The sequence below is a fragment of the Virgisporangium aliadipatigenens genome (assembly GCF_016863615.1).
Lineage (GTDB): Bacteria > Actinomycetota > Actinomycetes > Mycobacteriales > Micromonosporaceae > Virgisporangium > Virgisporangium aliadipatigenens.
Window position 1 is genome coordinate 99,351 of record NZ_BOPF01000006.1, and the last position, 22,322, is coordinate 121,672.

Genomic DNA, 22,322 nt, shown 5'->3' on the forward strand with positions numbered 1-22,322 from the left:
GGGGGAAGATGCCGGCCCATCGATGGGACTATATCAGCCCGGTGCATGCTCCGGGGCGGTGGGCGTCAACGGATCGGCACGGTGCGCCAGTCCGCACCGTCGTCGGAGATCAGCAGCACCCACCGGTTGAACGTGACGTACCGGTCGTCGCGGGTGACGACGACGGGGTTCCCGGTCTCGAACGCCGGCCCGGTGAGCTCGCGGTACGGGCGTCCGGGCTCGCCGATCCGGTAGGTCAACCGGTCCGGCCGCGGCGGGAGCACGCCCGCGCCGTAGGTGGCCTTGGCGGACGGTTCCGGGGCGGTGTCGTGGGTGATGACGACGTGTGCGTCGCCGGCCGCGAGGTACGAGCCGACCAGCGGGCCGCCGGTTCCGCCCGCCATGACGCCACCGGACCAGGCGTCGGCGCGGGACCGCATGAACACCCACGCGGCGGCTCCTTCCGGGGCGGCGATCGTCACGTTCGCCGAACTGCCGTCCCGCGTGGCGACGCTCAGGTCGTACCGGGCGGTGTTCGGGTCGCGGGGCGGCACCTCCGTGAAGACGTGCGGCTGCCAGGTAAGGCCGAGGTCCGGGCTGACGGCGACGGCCGGGTGGCCGGTGGCACGGTCGGTGCCGGTGACCCAGGTCGTTCCGTCGGGGAAGCGGCGCACGGAATCGGCGCGCAGCGGGGGCTGGTTCGCCAGCGGCGCGAACGTTCCGACGAACGGGTCGAGGACGTCGACGACGCACCCGTCCTGCCGCCCGGCGCCGGTGATGTCGTTCGTGCACCGGAGCACGGAGTCGTGCGGCGCCGCGGCGATCGGCGTGTCCGTGCGGTACAGCGGCCGCCACGTGCGCGCGCCGTCGGTGCTGCCGATGGCGGCCAGTCCGGCGCCGTCGGTCGAGGGCGCGCGGGCCTCGACCGTCGCCCCGAGCACGATCCCGCCCGAGGGCGTGAAGCGCATCTCGTTGCCGAGCAGGCCGTCGATCCAGGCGTCGTCGGGGACCGGCTCGTTCAGCTCGCCCCGGGCCAGGTCCGCTTCCGAGCGGGTGGTCCAGGTGCGGCCGCCGTCGTCGGAACCGCGGATCACCACGTCGCAGTCCCGGCACTCCCGCAGGGTGGCGTAGAGGTGCCGGGCGTCGGCCGCGCCGGCCCACACGACGGCGGGCCATTGCCGGCCCTCCGCGGGGCCGGTGTACGGGTCGGGGCGGTCGCCGCCGCGGGTCACCAGCAGCGTGGCGACGAGCGCGGCCACCAGCGCGAACACCGGAGCCGCACGGGCCGCGGCGAGCGTGCGGCGGCGGCGGGTGGCGGCCCGGTACAGGGTGTCGACGTCGAGCGGCGCGGCGGGCGGCGCCGTCTCGACGGCGTCGTCAAGCAGGTCGCGCAGCAACATCGTCAACCTCGTCTCCGGTTCTCAGATCTCCCAGGTGTTCCTTGAGCGCGTTCAGGGCGCGCGACGTCTGGCTCTTGACCGTTCCGGTGGAACAGCCCAGGGCCTCGGCCGTGGCGGCGACGTCGAGGTCGAGGTAGTAGCGCGCGACGACGACGGCCCGCTGCCCCGGGGTGAGCCGGCGCAGCGCCGCCGCGACGGCCACCCGCCGGCTGACGTCGTCGTCCACTGTGGAGGGTCCGGCGACGGCGGGCAGGGTGTCGGTACTTCGCTCCCGTCTTCGGAACCAGCGCCGCGTCTCGGCCAGGTAGGTGCGCATCAGCGTGGTGCGCACGTAGCGGTCGACCGAGTCGTGGTCGCGGATGCGCCGCCACCCGGCCCCCACCCGCACGAACGTCATCTGCACCAGGTCGTCGGCGAAGTGCCAGTCCCCGCAGAGCAGGTAGGCGCTGCGCCGGACGACGTCCCTGCGGGCGAGCACGTAGGCGGCGAACTGCTCGCGTTCGTCTGTCACATCGGATAGGTGTGTCCGGGGACCTCGAACGGTTGTCAGTGCGTGTGGTGGGGATGCGTCACCACGACCACCGGGCGCGACGACTTCTTCACCAGGCTCAGCGGAACGCTGCCGAGGAGGCGTTCGGCCACGGCGGGGCGGGTGCTGGAGCCGACCACGATCAGGTCGGCGTTCTGCGCCTCGGCGAACTCCAGGATGCGCTCGACCGGCCGTCCCGACAGGACGGTCGCGTGCGCCTCGACACCGGCGTCGGCGAGCCGGCGCACCGCCGCGTCCGCGGCCGCCCGGGCGCGTTCCACGAAGACGGCGCGGGGCGCGGGACTGAGGCGTTCCAACTCGATCTCGTCGACCGCGACCACGGCGACGGTGGCGGCCGTCTGACGGGCCAGGCCCGCGACGGCGTCGGCGACCCAGGGCTGGTCCGCCTCGGGGTTTGCGGCGAGCACGATGCGCATGGCGACCTCCGGTGGACGAGGAGTAGCGGAGTTCTGGCGTGGGTATACCCCGACAACTGTTCCCCCATCGCGAAGGGGTGCGCCATGGCGGAGACCGAGACCCGGGACGGAACCTCCGGATTGGGCGAGCCGGAGCTGAAGCGGGTCATCGGGCCGGGACTGCTGCTGCTGTTCGTGATCGGGGACATTCTAGGGACCGGTGTCTATGCGTTGACCGGCAAGGTCGCCGCCGAGGTGGGCGGCGCCGTGTGGTTGCCGTTCTTCTGCGCGTTCGTCGTCGCGATCCTGACGGCGTTCAGTTATCTGGAACTGGTGACGAAGTACCCGCGTGCGGCCGGTGCGGCGCTCTACACGCACAAGGCGTTCGGGCTGCACTTCCTGACGTTCATGGTGACGTTCGCGGTGATGTGTTCGGGGCTCACGTCGGCGTCCAGTGCCTCCAAGGCCTTCGCCGGGAACTTCGCCGAGGCGTTCGACCTGTCGCTCGGGGACGGCATCGCGCTGACGGCCGTGGCGGTGGGGTTCATGACGCTCATCGCGCTGGTCAACTTCCGCGGCGTCGGCGAGAGCGTGAAGCTCAACGTGGTGCTGACCCTGGTGGAACTCACCGGCCTGCTGATCGTCATCGGGATCGGCGCGTGGGCGCTCGGCGGCGGCGAGGGCGACATGTCGCGGCTCACCGACTTCGACACGCCCTCCGGCGAGAACGCGTTCTTCTCCGTGACGGCCGCGACCGCTCTGGCGTTCTTCGCGATGGTGGGTTTCGAGGACTCGGTGAACATGGCCGAGGAGACGAAGGACCCGGTGCGCGTCTTCCCGAAGGTGATGCTCGCCGGCCTCTGCGTCACCGGTCTCGTCTACGTGCTGGTGGCGATCTCGGCGGTGGCGCTGGTGTCGCCCGCGGACCTGAGCAAGGGGGACGCGCCGCTGCTGAAGGTGGTGGAGGCGGGCGCGCCGGCGTTCCCGTTGACGGTCTTCGCGTTCATCACGATGTTCGCGGTGGCGAACTCGGCGCTGATCAACATGTTGATGGCGAGCCGGCTGCTGTACGGGATGGCGAACGAGCGGGTGCTTCCCAAGCAGCTCGGCCGGGTGCATCCGACCCGGCGCACGCCGTGGGTGGGCATCGTGTTCACGACGCTTGTGGCGTTCGGGCTGATCTGGTTCGCCGACCTGGCGGCGCTCGGCGGGACGACCGCGCTGCTGCTGCTGTGCGTGTTCACGGTGGTGAACGTGGCGGTGCTGGTGCTGCGCCGCGATCCCGTGGAGCACAAGCACTTCCGGGCGCCGACGGTGATCCCGGTGCTGGGGGCGGTGTCGTGCGCGTATCTCGCGAGCCCGCTCTCCGGCCGGGCGTCGGCGGACTACCGGGTGGCCGGCGTGCTGTTGCTGATCGGCGTCGTGCTGTGGGGGATCACGTTCGCGTCGACCCGGTTCGTCGACGCCCGGCGGGGAACGCCCGCCTGACGGTGCCGGGGTTCTAACCTGGTCGCCATGCGGGGTTGGCCGTACGTCAGGCGCAGTGCGGCGGTCATCGCTCTCCATGTCCATGGATACCCGCGCGATGTCGGTGGGCTGCTGCTCGTCGTGGGGGCGCCGGGATCCGGCCGCTCCGCGCTGCTGGAGCACGAGTGCGGCCCCGGTGTGGTGCGGCTGCGCGACCTGACGTTCGAGGAGGTGGCGGCCGCGGCGCGGGAGGGCGGGGCGCGGTTGACGCTCGACAGCCTCGACGAGACCGCCGACGCGCGCCGCGTCGTCAGCACCGTGGTCCACCCGGCCGTGCGCGCCGGACGGCGGGTCATCGTGGCCACCGACCGGGACGGCGCGGACCTCTTCGGCCGGCACACGCTCCGGATCGACCTCGCCGACCCGCGTTACGGCTCCGTGGCCGAGCTGACCAGGTTCACCCGGATGATCATGAAACGGGCCGGACACCCGACGGAGTCGGCGGCCCGCGTCGCGACCCTGGCGGAGGGCAACTACCTGGTCGCGGCCCTGTACGCGCGGATCGGCGGCGAACCCGCCACGCCCGCCCTCGACGCGGCGATCACCGTCTGGTCGGACGCGCTCGCGGAACCGACGCGGCGGGCGCTCACCGCCCTGGCGTACGCCCGGGTGCCCGGCTTCACCGTGGCGCAGTGGCACGCCGTCGCGCGGGCGCTCGGCACCGAACTCGCCCCGAAGGACCTGCGCGCGATCGCCCGCGCGGAGGCCCCGTTGCTGGTGACCCGGCACGCCGACCGCTACCTCCTCGCACCCGAGGCGCTGGCGAACGCCCTGCGGCGCGGGCCGGCCGACGAGGCGGCCGTGGCGACGGCCCTGCTGCGCACCTCCTACCGGACCGATGTCTACACAGGACGGAACCTGCCCGTCCACGCCGCCGCCGGCGGCATGCTCGACGACGTCTACGCGCACGACCCGGCCCTGCTCCAGGTGGACCTGGGACGCCTGGACGGGCAGTCCGGGCGCCTGGCCCGCCGCGCCGCCCGCGAGCGGGCCCGACTCGTGCGGTTGACCCCCGGGGCGGCCACCGCCGGGCCGGCCGAGCGGGCCGCGATGTTCGCCGTGACGGCCGCGGTCGAGGGGTTGCACCCGTCGTGGGTGCCCGACGCGGCGCCCGCGTACCGCGTGCTGCGCTACGCGGTGGGCGCGCGTCGCCGCACCGCGCCGATCAGCGCTTCCGACTGGGTGACCGCGGTGTGCGGGATCCGCGTCGGCAGACGGCATTTCACGGTGTACGGCTGCCAGGACGGCAGGATCCTGATCCCCGGTGCCGAACGGGTCCTGCACGGCCACGAGCGCGCCGTCCGCGACCTGTTCGCGGTGCCGCGCGACAACGGCCGCGCCCTGCTCGCCTCGCGCGGCGCCGACGCAACGCTGCGGCTGTGGGAGCCCGACACCGGCGAACAGCGCACGGTGGTGCCGCTCGAGCTGCGGGCGCCGATGTGCGTGGCGGCCGTCGCAGGGCGGCTGCTCGTCGCCGACGGGCACGAGGGCGGCCTGCGGATCCGCGACGCCGACACCGGTGACGTGATGCGCTTGCTCGACTCCGGGTTCGTCACGGCGATGTGTACCGTCCCGGACGGGCGACGGACGCTCGTCGCGACGGCGACGCGCGGCGTGGGCCTGACGCTCCTGGACCCCGCGACGGCAAGGGTGCGCCGCCTGCCGGTGCCCGATCTCGACGACCTCGGCGAGGTGACGCACCTGCTCGCCGTGCCCACACCGGGCGGCACCGTTCTCGCCGTCGCCAACCGGGACAGCGGCCTGGTGCTGGTCGATCTCGCCACCGGCCGGACGCGGTCGTGTCCGACCGGCGGGCACGACCGGTGGGGCCTCGCCGCGCTGCGGGTCGGCGGCCGGCACTTGCTCGTCTACGGCGGGCTTCACGACCCGACGGTCTGGCTGGTCGACCCGCCGACCGGACGGCAGGTCTGGGCGGTCCTGGGCGACCGGAACGACGGGCCGCGACGCACCGTCCCGACGGCGGCGGGAGACCTGCTGGCGCAGGTGTCGGCGGGTGGAACGGTCTCCTTGTGGTCGCCGTCGGATCTCGGCAACCCGCCGGACTGTCCGATGTGGACGGTCGGGTCGGCGCACGCGCTCGACGGGTCGCCGTTCGTCACGGGCGGGGACGCCCTGCGCGTGTGGACGTGCCGCACGGAACGGCGCACGGTCCGACCGGCGACCGAGGCAGGACCGGCCGACGACCGGCCCGTCGGCGTGCCGATGGTGCACGACGGGCGGCCGGTGCTCGTGGACACCGCCGCCGGTGTGCGGTGGACGTTCGGTGAGCGCGGGGACGCGCCGACGACGGCCGTCTGTGCCGCCTGGGACGAGCGGGGAAGCGCGCTGATCGCGGCCGGGGCGGACGGCCGGATCACCAGGTGGGATCCGGCGACCGGGCAGCGGGTCCGGCCGAAGGGGTGGCTCCCGTCACGGCGCTGGCAGGGGCCGGACGCCCCTGTGACGGCGATGTGCGCGCTGCGCCTCGGGTCCGGTCGCGCCGCGGTGACGACCGTCGCCGGCAGCGAGGCGCGGGTGTGGGACCTGCGTACCGGACGGACCCTGCGCAGTTGGTCGGAACGCACGGCCGTGACGGCGCTCTGCGCCATGCCGGTAGGTTCGGAGGCGGTGGCCGTGGCGCAGGCGGACGGCACGCTGACGGTGCGGTCGGCGGCGGACGCCCGGGAGCTGCATCGCGTGCGGACGGCTCACGGAACGGTGCGGGCGATGTGCCTCGCGAACCACGCCGGTGCGCAGGTGCTGGCGACCACCGGCGACGACGGGACCGTGGTGCTGTGGTCGCCGATCCTCGCCGGACCGCTGCTGACGGTGCCGGTGCGCCGGGCGGGGCGGGCGCTCGCGGCCACCGCCGACGGCCTGGTGGTCATCACCGCCGGCGGGGTGCTGGAGTTGGGGCTACCCTAGCGTCCCGGCGCGGGGCTCGCGGTGCTGGAGCGCAGCACCAGCGAGGTCGACAGCTCCACCCGGGGCGTGTCCAGCTCCTCGCCGGAGACCAGCGACAGCAGCATCCGGGTGCCCATGGCGGCCATCTCCACCAGGGGCTGGCGCACCGTCGTCAGCGGCGGGATGCCCCAGCGCGCCTCCTCCAGGTCGTCGAAGCCCACGATGCTCATGTCGTCCGGCACGCGCATGCCGCGTTCGTACAGCGCCTCGTAGGCCCCCAACGCCATCTGGTCGGCGCAGACGAACACCGCCGTCGGCGGGCGGGCCTGGTCGAGCAGCGTGAGCGTCTCCCGGTACCCGGTCGGGCTGAGGAAGTCGCCGGTGCGCACGTACGAACTGGGCACCTTGAGGCCGGCGGCGTTCATCGCGGCGCGGTAGCCGTCGACGCGGGCCCGGCTGCACAGCACGTCCGTCGGCCCGCCGATGACGGCGATCCGCTTGTGCCCCAACGAGATCAGGTGTTCCGTGGCCGACACCCCGCCGGCCCAGTTGGTCGCGCCGACCGAGGGGACGTCGGGCCCGGGCGCACCGGCCGGGTCGACGATGACGACCGGGATGCCGAGCTCGTCGAGCTGCGCCTGCTGCGCGGCCGAAAGCTCCGAAAGCACCAGCAGCACCCCGTCGGAACGCCGCGTCGCGAGCTGTTCCAGCCAGCGCCGGTCCGGCCGGGTCCGCCGCCGCCCGTGCACGGCCGACACGACGACGCCGGTCTCCGCGCGGTGCGCCACCTCCTCGACCCCGGCCAGCACCTCCATCGCCCACGGGCTGCCGAGGTCGACGAAGACGAGGTCGATGAGGCCGACGCGGTTGCGGGCCCGGGCGCGGGGCGGGCTGTAGTTGCGGGTGCGCAGCACCTCTTCCACCCGTTGCCGGGTGGAGGGCGACACGTCGGGCCGCCCGTTGACCACCTTGGACACGGTCGGCACCGACACGCCGGCGGCGGCCGCCACCTCTGCCATCGTGGCGCGTCGGTCGGTCATGCGCGGTTTCTCCTTCACGACAGCGGAGTGTAATGAAAGTTTCGAATCTCAGCCCTTGGTGGCGCCACTGGTCAACCCGCTTGTGAGGTGTCGTTCGGCGAGTGCGTAGAACGCGATGGACGGCACGATCGCCAGCGTCACGTACGCGAGGATGCGGGCCGTGTCGGCGGCGTACTGCCCCTGGAACTGCTGCACACCGAGCGGCAAAGTCCACATCGACGGATCGTTGAAGACCACCAGCGGGAGCATGAAGTTGTTCCAGCTCGACACGACGGCCAGCACCGATACGGTGGCGAGCGCCGGCCGGGCCATCGGCAGCAGGATGCGCCAGAAGAAGCCCCACGGCGTGCAGCCGTCCAGGATCGCGGCCTCCTCGACGGAGCCCGGGATGTCCCGGAAGAACCCGCGCAGGATGATGATCGTCATCGGCAGCCCGAACGCCGCCTGCGGCAGGATCACGCCGAGCGGATTGTCCAGCAGGTCCATCTCGCGCAGCACCACGTACAGCGGCAGGATCGCCACCGCGAACGGGAACATCAGCCCGATGCTGAAGAGCGTGAACAGCAGTTCCCGCCCGCGGAACGCGAAGCGCGCGAAGACGAACGCCGCGAGCGCCGACGCCAGCACCACCAGAAGTGTGGTCGCGACGGCGATGAAGATGCTGTTGCCCAGCGGCCGCCAGAACCCCGACGACACCAGCATGTCGGCGTAGTTCTCGAACACCCACGGGTCCGGCAGCCCGAACGGCCGGGTCACCAGCTGCCCGTTGTCCTTGAACCCGCCGAGGATCCCGAACAGCAGCGGCACCACGATGGTGGCCCCGACCAGGATGCAGATCACGTGCAGCGGCAGGTGCCGCAGCGAGGCGCGACGCTTGGCCTGCTTCGCGGTGACCGGCGGCCGAGGCGCCGGGGCGCTCACCGGCCGGGCCGCTTCCTTGGTAGTCACTTCGCGGCCCCCAGAACCGTCATCGCGCCCTCCAGGTCACGCCGGAGCACGAACCGCTGGTACACCAGGGCGAACACGAGGCAGATCAGGAACATCGTCACGCTGATCGCGCTCGCGTAGCCCACCTCGAAACGCTTGAACCCGTACTGGAACAGCGTCACGGCCATCGTCTCCGAGCCGTGCACCGGACCACCGCCGGTCAACACCCACACCAGGTCGAACAGCTGGATGGTGCCGATGACCGACAGGAAGATGCTGATCCGGATGGTGGGCCCGAGCAGCGGCAGCGTCACGTGGCGGAACACCTGCCACGCGTTCGCGCCGTCGGAGGAGGCCGCCTCGGTCAGCTCCTGCGGGATGCTCTGTCGCGCGGCGAGGTAGAGCACCATGTGGAAGCCGAAGTACTTCCAGCTCACCACCACGAAGACCGCGTACAGAACGGTGTCCGGATTGGCCAGCCAGGTCTGCTGCACGTCGCCGGGCAGCAGACCCAACAGGTTGTTGACCAGTCCGTTGTTGGGCGAGAGCAGCATCGTGAACAGCACCGCGGTGATGACCTCGCTCAGCACGTACGGAGCGAAGAACAGCACCCGGTAGACACTCCGCCCGCGTATCGGCTGGTTGACCAGCAGCGCCAGTCCCAGCGACACGGGGAGCTGGATCCCCACCGACAGCACGATGAGGATCAGCCCGCGTTGGAGGTCGCCGAGGAAGACGTCGTCGCTCCACAGCCGCGTGAAGTTGGCCAGTCCCACGAACTGCGTCGGCAGGCCGCCGAAGCCGTTCCAGGAGAAGAAGCTGGTGTAGAGGCCCAGCACGATCGGGCCCAACACCAGGCCGACGAACAACAGCAAGGCGGGCAGGAGGAACAGCGCGAGAACCGGCCCGTTGCGACGACGTCCCCTCATGCTTACTTGGTCTTCGCCGTCTTGGCGATCGCCGCGGCGACCTGTTCCGGCTTGGCGGTGCCCGCGATCAGCTCGGCGACGCTGTCGTTGACCTGGGCGCCGACGGCCGGCGGATATGCCTGGTCCAGGTACAGCTGGAACGCGGTGGCCTTGGCGACCGTTTCCTGCACCTTCTTCAGGTTGGGGTCCTTGATGGCGTCCTCGGCCCCCTGGGTGACGGGCAGTACGCCGCCGGCACCCGTCGCCTTGCGCTGGCTGTCGGCCGTCAGCAGGAACTTGACGAAGTCGAGCGTCTCCGGCGGCGCGTCCTTGCCGATCGCGAAGCCGTTGCCGCCACCGAACACCTCGGTGATCGCGCCCTTTCCGCCCTCCAGCGACGGGAAGGGGAAGAAGCCCAGCTTGTCGCCGATGCCCTGCTTGGTGGAGGAGTACGACGCCTGGGTGGAGGGCGCCCACTGGCCCATCAGCTCCATGGCGGCCTGGCCGTTGCCCATGATGGCGGCCTGGCCGTCGGTGGCGGAGTACTTGGCGCCCTGGAAGCCGGTTTGGAACGGCTGCAGGTCGACGAGTTCCTTGAGCTTGGCACCCGCGGTCACGAAGTCCGGCCGATCGAACGAGCCGTCCTTGGCCGCATCGGCCATACCCGCGACACCCGCCTGGCGGATCGCGAGGTACGACCAGTAGAAGTGACCCGGCCACTTCTCCGCGCCGGCGAGGGCGATCGGCGTCACCTTGGCGGCCTTGAGCTTGCGCACGACCTCCAGGAACTCTGCCCAGGTGGCCGGCGGCGCGGCGATGTTGGCCTTGGCGAAGAGCTCCTTGTTGTACCAGAAGCCGACCATGCCGACGTCGAACGGGACGCCGTACTGCTTGCCGTTGACCTGGTAGAGCTTGGTCGCGTTCGAGTTGATCTGCGAGAGCCAGCCGACGTCGCCGGAGATCTCCTTCACCAGCCCGGCCTGGACCTGCTGGTTGAGGACGCCGCCGCCCCAGGAGTGGAAGAGCGAGGGCGGCTTGCCGGCCTGGGTGACGGTCGTCAGCTTCGCCTTGAACGCTTCATTCTCCAGCGGAGTGATCTTGATCTTGACGCCCGAGTGGGCGCCCTCGTAGTCCTTCGCGAGCTGTGCCCACACGGACAGCATCGGGTCGGTGTTGCTGATGTGCCACCAGTCGATTTCGCCGGAGGCGCTGCCGCCGTCGTCGTCGCCGCAGGCGCCTAAAAGGGCGACACCGGCACCGGCTCCGGTGATCTGAAGTAGCCGCCGACGAGACAGGCGGGGGGTGAAAGTCATGAGCGGACCCTTCGGGGTGGAGAGGGAGGGCTCGGCGAAAGTTTCGATAACTTTCGACAACGATGTCCGGCAGGTTACGGCCGTGAGCTTCGACACGTCAAGGTCTGTCGTTTCGATGCAGCTTCGGGCTATCGTCCATGGCGTTCCGGCGCTCGCCGGTGTTTCGATACTTTCGAAAGTTTCGGGAGGGCGTATGGCCGGCGGTCGGTTGATCCGGAACCCGGTACTACCCGGGTTCCACCCGGATCCGTCGATCCTGCGCGTCGGCGCCGACTACTACGTGGCCACGTCCACCTTCGAGTGGTACCCGGGCGTGCGCCTGCACCACTCCACGGACCTGGTGCACTGGCGACCGCTGGGCGGCATCCTCACGGAGAAGCGGCTGCTCGATCTCTACGGCGCGGGTGACTCGTGCGGGGTGTGGGCGCCGGATCTGTCCTATGTGGACGGACTGTTCCACCTCGTCTACTCGGACGTGGCCAGCTTCGCCAGCGGCTATTGGGACCCGATGAACTACCTCGTCACGGCCGAGGACCCGACGGGCCCGTGGTCCGACCCGATTCCCTTGCACGGCAGGGGTTTCGACGCGTCGCTCTTCCACGACGGGGACGAGAGCTGGCTGCTCACCATGACCGCCGACTGGCGGCCCGGCCACGAACGGTTCGCCGGCATCAACCTCCAGCGCTACGACCGCAAGACGCAGACCCTCGTCGGCCCGGAGAAGGTCATCTTCTACGGCACGCCCGCCGGGGTGACCGAGGGGCCGCACCTGCACAAGCGCGACGGCTGGTACTACCTCGTCACCGCCGAGGGCGGCACCAGCTGGGAACACCGCGTCACGGTGGCCCGGTCGCGTTCGCTGGACGGGCCGTACGAGGTCGACCCGGCCGGCTCCATGATCACCTCCTACGGCCGGCCCGACCTGCCGCTGCAGAAGGCCGGCCACGGCAGCCTCGTCGAGACCCCCGACGGCGAGTGGTACCTGGCCTACCTGGTGGGCCGCCCGTACTCGCCGCTCGGCCCGTGTGTCCTCGGCCGGGAAACCGCGCTGCAGCGGGTGGACTGGCCCGTGGACGGCTGGCCCTCCGTCGACGGCGGCCTGCCGTCGCTCACCACACCCGCCCCCGCCGGGGCGTCCGAGTCCGGTGCGGCACAGGGACCTGGGGGTGCTGTGCCGCACCTCGAACCTCCCAACCCCGAGTACGACGACTTCGACGGCGACGCGCTCGGCGTCAACTGGTCCACCCTGCGCCGCCCGGCGACCCCCGACTGGGCCGATCTCGGTGCCCGGAAAGGGTTCCTGAGGGTCCATGGTGGACAGTCGCCGGTCGGCCGCCAGCGGCCCAGCCTCGTGGCGCGACGGGTCACCGACCGGCACTGCGCGCTCGAGGCGGTCATGGAGTTCCGCCCCGCCAACTACCGCCAGCTCGCCGGCGTGACCGCGTACTACAACACCCGGAACTGGCACTTCGCGTACCTCACCGCCGACGACGACGGGCTGCCCGTGCTGGAGGTGCTCACCAGCGACTCCGGCAAGCACGTGCCGCACCCGACCTGCCGCATCCCCGTTCCCGGGATCGAACGGGTCGCCCTGCGCGCGGAGTTCGACGGGCCGATCGTGCGCTTCTCGTACGCGCTCGACGGGCCGGAGTCGTGGCGGGAGTTCCCGGTCGAACTGGACGCCACGATCCTCTCCGACGAGTACGCCGCGCGCGTGGTCGACGGGGAGCCCGAGGCGTGGGGCTTCACCGGGGCGTTCATCGGCCTGTGGGTGCAGGATCTCGGCGTCGACGGCGGGTACGCCGACTTCGACTCGGCCACGTACACGACCGGCGCCGAAGCGAATCGACGCAGCCGATGGACAGAAGCCGAGGGGGAGAGGACTCTGCTCCAGTAGTAGGCACTGCGGCTCCGCACCGCCGGCCGGAGCCGCTGTTGCCGGTCTGGAGGGATCCATGACCGCCAACGTGATGGTTGTCGTGGAACGGCAGTTCGACTATCCCCGACCGGACGTCTTCCGGGCCTGGACGGCCCCGGAGGAGATGGCGCGGTGGCGCGGCAGCCCCGGCTGGCACGTGGAGTCCGAGACGGTCACCTCGGAGCTTCGCCTGGGCGGCCGCCACCATCACGTCAAGGTCCGCGACAACGACCCGACCACCCGCGTGACGACCGACGCCGTCTTCACCGAGTACTTCGACCCCGACGTCTTCGTCGCCCGCCAGCGCATCACCGGCGACCCCGGCATCGATCCCGACGTCCCGCTCGAACTGCGTGTCGAGTTCACCAGGACCGGCCGCGACGGCACCCTGGTGCGCATCGTCCAGGGTCCCTACGAGCCGGAGGTGGCGGGCTTCCACGCCAAGGGCTGGGAGCTGGAGCTCGAACGCCTCCAGACCTACCTGAGCGGGCGGGCCGCGCCATGACCACCACCGAGCGCGCCGCCGGCCACACCGCGATCGTGCGGCAGAAGCCGCTCATGACGATGCGCCAGATCCTGTTGATGAACCTCGGTTTCTTCGGGATCCAGTACAGCTTCGGCATGCAGCAGACCGCGGTGAACCCCATCTACAACTTCCTCGGCGCCTCGCCCGAGGACCTGCCGCTGCTGAACCTCGCCGGACCCGTCACCGGGCTGCTGATCCAGCCGCTCATCGGTGCCCTCTCCGACCGCACGTGGAGCCCGCGCTGGGGGCGGCGCAAGCCGTTCTTCCTGATCGGCGCCATCGGCTGCAGCGTGTGCCTGTTCCTGTTCCCGTTCGTGGCGGCCGTGTGGACCGCCGTGCTGCTGCTGTGGATCCTGGACGCCAGCAACAACACGGCGATGGAGCCGTACCGGGCGTTCATCGCCGACAAGCTGCCGCCGCAGCAGCTCGCCAAGGGCTTCCTGGCGCAGAGCTTCTTCACCGGGTTCGGCATCACGCTCGCGAATATTTCACTGTTCGTCTTCCAGAGTTGGATCTCCGGCGCCACCGAGGCGGGGATTCCGTACTGGGTCGTGGGGTCGTTCATGCTCGGGGCGGTGTGCTCGATCGGCTCGGTGCTCGTGTCGATCCTCACCACGCCGGAGATCCCGCCGACCGAGAGCGAACTGAAGGCGTTGCGCGCCAAGAAGGGCGGCGCGCTGAAGGAGATCCTCGACGCGATCGTCGAGATGCCGCCGGAGCTGCGCAAGCTGGCGGTGGTGTATCTCTTCCAGTGGTACGCGATGGTCTGCTACTGGCAGTTCGTGTCGCTGTCGATCGCGGAGTCGGTGTACGGCGTGACCGCCGAGGACCCCGAGTACGCCGATGCCGTCTCGTGGACCGGCCTGGTCAACGGCTGGTACAACATCGTGACGTTCTGCGTGGCGTTCCCGCTGGTGGCCCTGGCCCGCCGGCACGGGGCGAAGTGGGTGCACATCCTGTGCCTGCTGTGCGCCGCCGTCGGGCTGGTGCTCTTCGCCAACCTGACGAACCGGTACCTGCTGTTCCTGCCGATCATCGGGCTCGGGATCGCGTGGGCGTCCATCATGGGCGTTCCGTACATCATGGCGGTGCGGATGATCCCGTCGTCCCGCTACGGCGTCTACATGGGGATCATCAACATGATGATCGTCGTGCCGATGCTGATCCAGACGGTGACGTTCGGCTGGATCTTCGAGCACCTGCTCGACGCGGACCCGACCAACGCCATCGTCTTCGCCGGTGTGCTGCTCGCGATCGCCGCCGCGACGATGACCTGGATCAAGGAACCGCCGATCGTCCGCGACGTGGACGACGTCCTGACCATGCCCGCCGGCGCGCACTGAGGGGGCGGGGATGGCCGCACGGTACGTGTATCGAACGATCGTCGTCGGCACCGACGGCTCCGACCTGTCCGGCCCGACCGTCGCGCGGGCCGCCTGGCTCGCCGCGCACGACGACGCCGACCTGGTGATCGTCTGCGCCTACTCGGACCTGACGCCGCGCCAGGAGGCCCGCACGCCGGCCGCCCCGAAGGACGCCCGCCCCGGCCAGGTGCCCGGCCGCGCCGCCGCCAGCGATGCGGTGGCCGCGGCCGTGGCGGTGGCCCGGACCCAGGGCGCCACCATCTCCGCCGCCCTCCTCATGGCCGGCGACCCGGCGGCGTCACTACTGGCAACAGCAAAGGACCGAGCCGCGGACCTGGTGGTGGTTGGCGCCGCCCGCGACACGGGCATCGCCGAACGCCTACTCGGCTCGGTGGCAACGGAGGTGGCAAGGCGCGCCGACTGCGAGGTCCTCCTGGTCCGCCCACGCGCCGAAACGAAGGAATAGGCAGCGACTACTGCTGCACGCGAACGGGGCAGCGGAGCGGTCGATCCCGCCGAAGGCGGATCGACCCGGAGCGGTGCGGCGGGAGCAACGGTCGCGCCCCCGACGGACCGACGCAATAATGCTCGTATTCTCTTATATCCCAAGGTCTTTGCTGATGATGAGCTTCATGACCTCGTTGGTGCCGCCGAAGATCCGGCTCGGCCGCGCGCTCGCCCACATCTTCGCGATCGGGTACTCGAGCATGTAGCCGTACCCGCCGTGCAACTGCACGCAGCGGTCCACCACCCGGCCCTGCACCTCGGAGCAGAAGAGCTTCACCTTGGCGGCGTCGGCCTGGGTCAGCTCGCCGCGGTCGTGGGCGTTGAGGGCGCGGTCGAGCAGCGCCTGCCCGGCCTCGACGTCGGTGGCGCAGTCGGCCAGCTCGAACTTCGTGTTCTGGAACGACGACACCGGACGGCCCCACGCCTTGCGCTGGCCGGTGTACGCGATCGTCGTCTCCAGCGCGGCGACGGCGCCGGCCTGCGAACCGACGGCGATGCTGAGCCGCTCCTGCGCGAGATTGCGCGCGAGGTACATGAACGCCGCGCCCTCGACGCCCAGCACGTTGGCGGCCGGGACGCGCACGTCGTCGAAGAACAGCTCCGCCGTGTCGGAGGCGTGCAGCCCGACCTTTTCCAGGTTGCGGCCGCGGGTGAACCCGGGCATGTCGCGCTCGACCACGAGCAGGGTGAGCCCGGCGCGGGGATCCTCCTCGCGCGACGTGCGGGCCACGACGATCACGAGGTCGGCGAGGATCCCGCCGGTGATGAACGTCTTCGCGCCGCTCAATACCCAGTCGTCGCCGTCGCGTCGGGCCGTGGTGGCGATGCCGCTCAGGTCGGAGCCGGTGCCGGGCTCGCTCATGGCGATCGCGGTCATCAGCTCGCCCGCGGCCATCCCGGGCAGCCACCGGCGCTTCTGCACGTCGGTGGCGAGCGTGAGCACGTACGGCAGGATGATGTCGAGGTGCACCGCGGAGGTGCCGAGCATGACATGCTGCCGCACGGACTCCTCGGTCAGCACCGCGTTGAACTTGAACGACGTGACGCCGCCCCCGCCGTACTCCTCGGGCACGGTCATGCCCATGATGCCGACGTCGCCCATGCGCTTGTACAGCTCGCGGGGCACCTGGTGGGCCCGCTCCCACTCGGCGAAGTGCGGCGCCACCTCCTTGTCGATGAACTGGCGCACGAGGTCGCGGAAGGCTTCGTGTTCTTCGTCGTACACGTCCCGTCGCATTGTGCCAGCCTACTGGGCGACCGTTCAGTAAAGTCAAGGCCATGATGCGCGGAGAAGGGTTGGCGGCCATCCATGCCGCCGCGCGGGAGGCGTTCGCGGAGCAGGGTTACCACGCCACCTCCGTGCGGGACATCGCGCGGCGGGCCGGCGTCAGCATGGCCGCGCTGTACTACCACTACGAGGGCAAGCAGGAGTTGCTCTTCGCCGTGCTGCGCGAGTCCGTCGAGGACTACTTCGTCACCTGCGAGCACGCGCTGGCCGCGGCGCCCGACGACCCGGCCGCGCACCTGGACGCGTTGGTGGGGGCCACCGTGCGGTACCGGGTGCGGCGGCGGGCCGAGAGCACGCTCAACCTGATCGAGGTGCGCAACCTGGAACCGCGCTACCGCAAGCTGTTGGACGCGCGGGTGGACACGGCGACCCGGATGTGGGCCGGGATCATCGACGACGGGGTGCGCGCGGGGGTGTTCGCGACGGCGTGGCCGGACGACGCGCGCCGGGCCGTCATCGCGATGTGCAACGCGATCGCGGACTGGTACCGGCCGGAGGGGGCCGTCACCGTGGACGAACTGGTCGAGCGCTACGTCGGACTGGCCCGCACGATCGTGGCCTGCTCCTGACGAGGCGGTTGCTTAACGATCGCCCAGTACATTTGAGCAGCGGCGGAGCATCGCGAGGTAGGCGAGGCCGCCCAGGCGCGGGCCGGCGAGTCGACCGGCCAGGCGGCCCAGCGGCGACGGCGGCCGGTTGGTGACCTCGCTCGCCGCCAGCCTCGATATCCGCCGCACGCGCGGGATCCGTTCGCGCTCGTAGCGCCGGAGGCCGTCGGGGAGAGCGATCCTGCGGCGCAGCACCCACGCGTCCTCCAGGGCCTGGTTGGCGCCCTGCGCCTGGGAGGGCGGGAACGCGTGCGCGGCGTCGCCGACGAGCGTCGTGCGCTCGGCGCCCCAGCGGTCCGGGACGGCGTGCCGCACGTGCGGGTACCGCTGCACGTCCGCCTCGGTGAGCCCGTCGAGGAGCGCGGCGACCGGCCCCGCGTACGCGGCGAAGCGCCCGCGCAACCACTCCAGGGTCGGCTCCGACTCCGGCGCGTCCGGCGTGTCGAACCACCACTGCAGCAGGCCGTCGCCGGCCGGCATCAGGCCGCAGAGGCCGGCGGGGCCGACGACGCAGCGCGCGTGGGGCGAACCGGCGATCTCCGGGAGCGCGACCGTGAGGCCCTGCCAGGAGATCCAGCCGTTGTGGCGGGCCGGCTCGTCGCCGAGGACCGCGCGCCGCACGGCCGAGCGGTAGCCGTCCGCGCCCACCAGCACGTCGGCGCGGTGCGTGGCCCCGTCGGCCGTGCTGACGGTGACCCCGTTCGCGTCCGGTGCCACGCCGGTGACCTCGACGCCGTAGGAGATCGCGCCGCCGGGGGAGAGGGGGGCCGCCAGGCGGGCCAGGAGGCGATGGCGGGGGACGGTGGCCACGCCGAAGCCGGTCCGTCGACGCATCACCGTCAGGTCGGTGCGGCCGAAGACCGTGCCGTCCGGCAGGGTGAACGTCAGCGTCCGCACCGGTCCGCCGAGGCCGTCGAGCGGGACGCCGAGTTCGTGTGCCGCCTTGGCGCCGTTGCAGAAGATCGTGACGGCGGCGCCGTCGGTGCGCGGTGCGGGTGCGCGTTCGAGGACGCGGACCGTGTGGCCGTCGGCGGTCAGGCCGGCCGCGAGGGCCAGCCCGCCGACACCGGCCCCGGCGATCAGGACGTCCATCAGCGGGTATCCGCGTCGAGGCCGGATTGGTAGGCGAAGACGACGAGCTGCGCGCGGTCGCGGGCGCCGAGCTTCACCATCGCCCGGCTCACGTGCGTGCGGGCGGTGGCCGGGCTCATCGTGAGGCGTTCGGCGATCTCGTGGTTGGTCAGGCCCTCGGCCACCAGCGAGACGACCTCGCGTTCGCGCCCGGTCAGGTCCGCGATCCGGGGGTGCGGCCGCGGTGCCCTCGGCCTTTGCCGGGTGAACTCCCGGATCAGCGTGCGGGTCACCGACGGGGCCAGCAGCGCACCCCCGTCGACGACCGTGCGGATCGCCTCGATGAGCCGCGCCGGCGGGGTGTCCTTGAGCAGGAACCCGCTCGCCCCCAGGCGCAACGCGTCGAAGACGTAGTCGTCCCGTTCGAACGTGGTCAGCACGATCACCCGCGTGCGGGCGAGCGCCGGTTCGGCCACGATGCGCGAGGTGGCCTCGATGCCGTCGATCCCCGGCATGCGCACGTCCATCAGCACCACGTCGGGCCGCAGCCGAACGGCCTCCCGCACGGCCCCGATCCCGTCGGCCGCCTCGCCCGCCACGGCGAACCCGTCCTCGTGCTCGAGCAGCGTGCGCAGTCCGAGGCGCACGAGATCCTGGTCGTCCACGAGCAACACCGAGATCACCGCACGGCCCCCGCTCCGGTGGGCAGGCTGGCCCGCACCTCGAACGTGCCCTCGCCCGGCCCCGCGGTCAGCTGCCCGCCGAGGTGCTCGACCCGGCGGCGCATCCCGTTGATCCCGAACCCGACCGTGTGCTCGGGCGCCAGGTCCTGATTGATCACAGTCAGGGTCAGCGCTCCCTTCCCGTACTCCAGACCCACCGCCGCGCGCGGGTGCGCGGAGTGCTTGACGACGTTGGTCAGCGCCTCCTGGAGCACGCGGTACGCGGCGGTGTCGACGGCGTTCGGCAGCGGCCGGGGCCGGCCCCGCGTGGTGATCTCCACGGCGACGCCCGCGTCCTCGACCCGGCGGCGCAGGTCGTCCAGGCGGGCGAGGCCGGGGGCCGGGGGCCGCGCCGCGTGCGCCTCGGCGGGGGTGATCGCGGCGAGGGTGGCGCGCAGTTCGGCCAGTGCGTCGGCGCTCGCCCGGCTGATCGCCGCCAGCGCCAGGGCCGCCTGAGCCGGACTCTTCGACGCCACGTGCAACGCGATGCTCGCCTGCATGTTGATGGCCGCGAGGCCGTGTCCCACCACGTCGTGCACCTCCTGGGCGAGCCGCAGCCGTTCGGCGTCGACGAGACGGCGTTCGGCCTCGTGCCGTTCCCTCGCCCGGGCCTCCAGCACCGCGCGGCGCGCGACGCCCGCGGTGAACGGGACGGCGACCCAGGCGGAGGCCGGGATCAACCCGACGAGGCCCGGCAGGGCCGAGGCGTGCACGAAGACGTGCGGGGTCAGCGCCGCGAACGCCGCCACGCACCACAGCGCGGCCGGCGCCGGCGGGCGGCGGCGGGCCACCGAGTACACGGCCAGCGCGACGCACAGCAGGATCGGCCCGAACGGGTACCCGACCAGCAGGTACGTGGTGGTCAGCAGCGTGACGGCGCCGAGCGTGGGCACCGGCCACCGACGCCGGCCGGCGCACGACAGTGCCGCGAGCCCGGCCAGCCCGGCGGCCAGGGCGTCCGGGGCGCGGTCTGCCGGGCTCAGGTGGTTCACCAGCGGAAGGCTCCCGAGGACGAACAGCGCCAGACACGCGGGGACGCCGAACTCGACGATCGCCGGGGTGGCGGCGATCCGCGCGAACCGTCCCATGCCCGCCATCCTCTCCCGCCCGACCTGGCCGGGGGAGACCTCACGGGCGTATCCGCGGCTACGTCCGGCGACGTAGGGCGCTGCGGGATGATTCACACGAATTGACACCGCCGCGGTCGTCCGGCAGCGTGGCATCGCGATGCATGGCGCGAGACACCGGGCCCGGCCGGTCTCCCGACGGTCGGTTCTCGCCGCGGGGGCGGTCACCGTGCTCGGCACCGGACCCGTCTGGGTCGACGCGGCGCTACCCACGGCGCGGACCCTGGTCCACCCGCCCGTCCCGCCGGCACCCGCCACGCCGCCGGCCCCGTCGCCCTCGCCGCCCAAGCCGCCGCCGCTCTACGCCGCGCTGCGGATCGTCCGGGAGAACGCGGGCCCGCCGAGCGTTCCGGCGATCGGCTATCCCGACGGGTACGGGATCGCGGCGAAGTACCAGACGCCGAGCCGGCGGGAGTTCTACGCGTTCGTCGAGGGGCCCCGCAGCGACGCGGGCATCCCCATGGGGGTGCGCTGGTCCGGAGAGAAGATCATCGCGATCATCACCGGCGACCGCCGCATCGAACTGGCCCCGGACCCGGCCGATCCGGAGACCATGCGCTTCACGCTGCCGGTCGTGCGGACCACGCAGGTCGCCGACTCCGGCACCGTGCAGGTGTGGAGCATGATCAGCACCGCCGACTCCGGGCTGGAGTGGCGGGTCGAGCACAACGACGTCGACCGCGCCGCGGGCTACTGGCAGAAGGTGCCGTGGCCGGTCGCGGAGACCCGTTCGGTGATCAACTACATGGTCGCCGCCGAGGCCTGCCTGTACGACTCCGGGCTGGTGCAGCGGGCCCGGCAGCGTCAGCACTTCTTCTCGCTCATGGGCTTCGAGACCAACAACACGCTGCACCAGGACAACCCGCCGCACTGGCACCTGGCGTACTACCCGGGCAAGAACAACGGCGCGAAGAAGGCGACCGTGCCGCACTACTACCTCGACGGCGCCGGACGGATCACCCGCAACGCGCAGGGCGTGCAGGGCAGCGGCGAGAAGGTCTACAAGGTCGGGGAGGCCGCGCCGATCTACGACGCCGACGGCGGCCTCGTGCTCACCACCGTCGTGCGCACCGAGGGCGGCCTCGACCTGCTGACCCCGAACGGACCCGGGTACGCGATCGTGTCGCCGGGGTCGTTCGCCGGGGAGATCCAGGTGCACAAGGACGGGCACCCGTGGATCTGGGTCTCCAGCGACGACGACGTGCGGGCCGGTGTGCTGCGCACGCGGGTGCGCGACGGCGGCACGATGCGCGAGGAGTACGAACTGCACTACGACCCGCTGACCGGCAAGCTGCTGGATCGCCGCAAGCTCTGATCCTCGAGCACCGTCCCGCAGCCGGTCGCCGGCAGCCAGGAGTGGGTGCCGTCCGGCCCCATCACGTGGAACCGCCACCGCAGCTGACCGGCCCCGTCGACGGCGTACATCGTGCGGAAACCGCCGGCCTGCACCGTCCGGAACGCGCACTCGCCGCCGGCCCAGCCGGTGCCGATGTCCTGCGGCAGGCCGCCGTTCGCCCACTCGTCGGTGCGCCGGTCGTACGAGTAGAACCGCATCAGCCCGTCCGGGAGCACGGCGTAGAACTCGCCCCACGACGCCGTGACGTAGCGGAACTGCCCCCACCCCGCGCCGATCGCCTTGCCGCCCACCGACCACGAGCCGCCCTGCCCGGGAACGCCGCGGTACTGGTACCACCAGAGCCGGCCGTCCGGCGTTACGCGGTGCACGTCGTTGAGGTCCTCGCGATTGCCGCCGGCGAACAGCATCGTGCTGTCCTGCCAGCCGTTGCCGATCTTGGTGCCGGTCGGGTTGACCCAGGACTGCGTGCTGTCCCGCCAGTAGTAGCCGTACATGTCGCCGTTGTGCGCGACGGCCAGGTACAGGTTGTCCCGCGTGCCGTTGACCCCGAACGAGATCACCTGCTTGAACATGTTCCAGCCGTCGCCGCGGTCGTAGCCGGGGCCGAGGTCGGGATCGCCGTTGGCCCAGTCCTGGTGGTAGTACATGATCAGGTCGCCGGCGGCGGTGATGACGCTGAGGTTGCCGTTCTGGCCGACGAGCAGTTTGTCGCCGGTGCCGATCGCCGTGCCGGTGACGCCCGGCGCCGGTCGGGCCTGGGCGGCCGCGGCCCGGCCCGGCGCGACGGCCGTCGTCATGAGCGTCAGCGCGGCCACTGCGAGCGCGATCTTCCTGGTCCGCATGTGCGTCCTCCCCCGTGGTGTCGACATGCGGTTCCACTGTCGACGCGGC

Annotated in this window: 20 protein-coding genes; 8 read left to right on the forward strand and 12 right to left on the reverse strand. The window is 71.6% G+C overall.

Translation table 11 applies throughout. The features are described from left to right. Positions 1–65: 65 nt before the first annotated feature. From Val02_RS09750 to Val02_RS09760, 3 genes are read right to left on the reverse strand one after another with little or no spacing between them, the layout of a single operon-like run. Positions 66–1,379: a hypothetical protein gene (locus Val02_RS09750; protein WP_203898627.1), complete on the reverse strand. Its 1,314-nt coding sequence runs from the start codon at positions 1,377–1,379 to the stop codon at positions 66–68. Next, positions 1,357–1,890, reverse strand: a complete 534-nt coding sequence (locus tag Val02_RS09755; protein ID WP_203898628.1) for a SigE family RNA polymerase sigma factor — start codon at positions 1,888–1,890, stop codon at positions 1,357–1,359. Before Val02_RS09755 ends, Val02_RS09750 begins: the two co-directional genes overlap by 23 nt. Positions 1,891–1,925: 35 nt before the next feature. Then, positions 1,926–2,345, reverse strand: coding sequence for a universal stress protein (locus Val02_RS09760; RefSeq protein WP_203898629.1), 420 nt, complete (start codon positions 2,343–2,345; stop codon positions 1,926–1,928). Between the two features lie 84 nt (positions 2,346–2,429). On the opposite strand from Val02_RS09760, the gene Val02_RS09765 reads away from it, so the two are divergent. Both Val02_RS09765 and Val02_RS09770 read left to right on the forward strand, forming a co-directional pair. After that, positions 2,430–3,812, forward strand: a complete 1,383-nt coding sequence (locus Val02_RS09765; RefSeq protein WP_203898630.1) for an APC family permease — start codon at positions 2,430–2,432, stop codon at positions 3,810–3,812. 27 nt (positions 3,813–3,839) lie between these two features. Next, positions 3,840–6,776, forward strand: a complete 2,937-nt coding sequence (locus tag Val02_RS09770; RefSeq protein WP_203898631.1) for a WD40 repeat domain-containing protein — start codon at positions 3,840–3,842, stop codon at positions 6,774–6,776. On the opposite strand, the gene Val02_RS09775 is transcribed toward Val02_RS09770, so the two are convergent. Genes Val02_RS09775 through Val02_RS09790 form a run of 4 tightly spaced genes read right to left on the reverse strand, consistent with a single transcriptional unit; the run spans position 6,773 to position 10,943 of the window. Next, entirely contained in the window at positions 6,773–7,795 is a 1,023-nt protein-coding gene (locus Val02_RS09775) for a LacI family DNA-binding transcriptional regulator (RefSeq protein ID WP_203898632.1), read from the reverse strand. The two genes, Val02_RS09770 and Val02_RS09775, sit on opposite strands and share 4 nt — an antisense overlap. 48 nt (positions 7,796–7,843) lie before the next feature. Then, the gene (locus Val02_RS09780) at positions 7,844–8,743 is read right to left on the reverse strand and encodes a carbohydrate ABC transporter permease (RefSeq protein ID WP_239152647.1); all 900 of its coding nucleotides are present in this window, start codon (positions 8,741–8,743) and stop codon (positions 7,844–7,846) included. Beyond that, the gene (locus Val02_RS09785; RefSeq protein WP_203898633.1) at positions 8,740–9,651 is read right to left on the reverse strand and encodes a carbohydrate ABC transporter permease; all 912 of its coding nucleotides are present in this window, start codon (positions 9,649–9,651) and stop codon (positions 8,740–8,742) included. Before Val02_RS09785 ends, Val02_RS09780 begins: the two co-directional genes overlap by 4 nt. Before the next feature lie 2 nt (positions 9,652–9,653). Next, on the reverse strand, positions 9,654–10,943 hold the full coding sequence (locus tag Val02_RS09790) for an extracellular solute-binding protein (protein ID WP_203898634.1): 1,290 nt from the start codon (positions 10,941–10,943) through the stop codon (positions 9,654–9,656). Positions 10,944–11,136: 193 nt separating this feature from the next. Between Val02_RS09790 and Val02_RS09795 the strand changes: the two genes are divergently transcribed. Genes Val02_RS09795 through Val02_RS09810 form a run of 4 tightly spaced genes read left to right on the forward strand, consistent with a single transcriptional unit; the run spans position 11,137 to position 15,217 of the window. Then, the gene (locus tag Val02_RS09795) at positions 11,137–12,840 is read left to right on the forward strand and encodes a glycoside hydrolase family 43 protein (protein ID WP_203898635.1); all 1,704 of its coding nucleotides are present in this window, start codon (positions 11,137–11,139) and stop codon (positions 12,838–12,840) included. 58 nt (positions 12,841–12,898) lie between these two features. Further along, positions 12,899–13,366: an SRPBCC family protein gene (locus Val02_RS09800; RefSeq protein WP_203898636.1), complete on the forward strand. Its 468-nt coding sequence runs from the start codon at positions 12,899–12,901 to the stop codon at positions 13,364–13,366. Next, positions 13,363–14,730 (forward strand): MFS transporter, encoded by a 1,368-nt coding sequence (locus tag Val02_RS09805; RefSeq protein ID WP_203898637.1) that lies wholly within the window; start codon positions 13,363–13,365, stop codon positions 14,728–14,730. The genes Val02_RS09800 and Val02_RS09805 overlap by 4 nt, the downstream gene beginning before the upstream one ends. A gap of 10 nt (positions 14,731–14,740) precedes the next feature. Then, positions 14,741–15,217: a universal stress protein gene (locus tag Val02_RS09810; protein ID WP_203898638.1), complete on the forward strand. Its 477-nt coding sequence runs from the start codon at positions 14,741–14,743 to the stop codon at positions 15,215–15,217. Between the two features lie 132 nt (positions 15,218–15,349). On the opposite strand, the gene Val02_RS09815 is transcribed toward Val02_RS09810, so the two are convergent. Next, complete coding sequence (locus tag Val02_RS09815; protein WP_203898639.1) at positions 15,350–16,495, reverse strand: acyl-CoA dehydrogenase family protein; 1,146 nt, start codon at positions 16,493–16,495, stop codon at positions 15,350–15,352. A 41-nt stretch (positions 16,496–16,536) separates the two neighbouring features. Between Val02_RS09815 and Val02_RS09820 the strand changes: the two genes are divergently transcribed. Beyond that, positions 16,537–17,115: a TetR/AcrR family transcriptional regulator gene (locus Val02_RS09820; RefSeq protein ID WP_203898640.1), complete on the forward strand. Its 579-nt coding sequence runs from the start codon at positions 16,537–16,539 to the stop codon at positions 17,113–17,115. Positions 17,116–17,127: 12 nt separating this feature from the next. Here the strand turns inward: Val02_RS09820 and Val02_RS09825 are convergent, their stop codons facing one another. Genes Val02_RS09825 through Val02_RS09835 form a run of 3 tightly spaced genes read right to left on the reverse strand, consistent with a single transcriptional unit; the run spans position 17,128 to position 20,035 of the window. Next, complete coding sequence (locus Val02_RS09825) at positions 17,128–18,246, reverse strand: FAD-dependent oxidoreductase (RefSeq protein WP_203898641.1); 1,119 nt, start codon at positions 18,244–18,246, stop codon at positions 17,128–17,130. Beyond that, positions 18,246–18,908, reverse strand: a complete 663-nt coding sequence (locus Val02_RS09830) for a response regulator transcription factor (RefSeq protein ID WP_203898642.1) — start codon at positions 18,906–18,908, stop codon at positions 18,246–18,248. The genes Val02_RS09825 and Val02_RS09830 overlap by 1 nt, the downstream gene beginning before the upstream one ends. Next, a complete protein-coding gene (locus Val02_RS09835) occupies positions 18,905–20,035 on the reverse strand; it encodes a sensor histidine kinase (RefSeq protein ID WP_203898643.1) in 1,131 nt (376 codons plus the stop codon). Before Val02_RS09835 ends, Val02_RS09830 begins: the two co-directional genes overlap by 4 nt. A 139-nt stretch (positions 20,036–20,174) precedes the next feature. Between Val02_RS09835 and Val02_RS09840 the strand changes: the two genes are divergently transcribed. After that, the gene (locus tag Val02_RS09840; RefSeq protein ID WP_203898644.1) at positions 20,175–21,389 is read left to right on the forward strand and encodes a hypothetical protein; all 1,215 of its coding nucleotides are present in this window, start codon (positions 20,175–20,177) and stop codon (positions 21,387–21,389) included. Here Val02_RS09840 and Val02_RS09845 read toward each other — a convergent pair. Beyond that, on the reverse strand, positions 21,344–22,273 hold the full coding sequence (locus Val02_RS09845; RefSeq protein ID WP_203898645.1) for a tachylectin-related carbohydrate-binding protein: 930 nt from the start codon (positions 22,271–22,273) through the stop codon (positions 21,344–21,346). The two genes, Val02_RS09840 and Val02_RS09845, sit on opposite strands and share 46 nt — an antisense overlap. Positions 22,274–22,322 lie beyond the last annotated feature (49 nt).